This is a genomic window from Blautia sp. AM29-29 (genome assembly GCF_003480555.1).
Lineage (GTDB): Bacteria > Bacillota > Clostridia > Lachnospirales > Lachnospiraceae > Fusicatenibacter > Fusicatenibacter saccharivorans.
On sequence record NZ_QUJD01000007.1, the window covers coordinates 1 to 366 of the forward strand.

Here is a 366-nt window from a genome sequence, read left to right on the forward strand (position 1 = left end):
GTAAAATCTTTCAAAGGCTATACTTCCAGAATTTTAAGACAGGAATTTCCATATCTTAAAACTAAGATGCCGACGCTTTGGACAAACAGCTATTTTGTATCGACGGTGGGTGGTGCTCCGCTGGAAGCAGTAAAACAGTATATCGAAAACCAGAAAACATCGCAGAGACAAAAGGATAAGATGGGATAATGCAAAAAGGGATCAAATTCAGAATCTACCCGAATAAAGGACAGAAAGCCTTCATCCACCAGACGCTGGGATGCTGCAGGTTCATCTATAACCGGGGACTTGCCATGCGTAAGGAAGGCTATGAAAAAGGGGAAAAGATCGGCTATGGCCAGACTTCTGCCATGCTGACGGAACTGA

At 43.7% G+C, this 366-nt stretch carries 2 protein-coding genes; both read left to right on the forward strand.

Annotated elements, in window-relative coordinates; genetic code table 11:
- Positions 1 to 189 (forward strand): transposase (locus DW769_RS06325; RefSeq protein WP_147398850.1); only part of this gene is annotated, 189 nt, incomplete at its 5' end.
- Positions 189 to 366 (forward strand): helix-turn-helix domain-containing protein (locus tag DW769_RS17260; protein ID WP_158579806.1); only part of this gene is annotated, 178 nt, incomplete at its 3' end. The genes DW769_RS06325 and DW769_RS17260, both read left to right, overlap by 1 nt.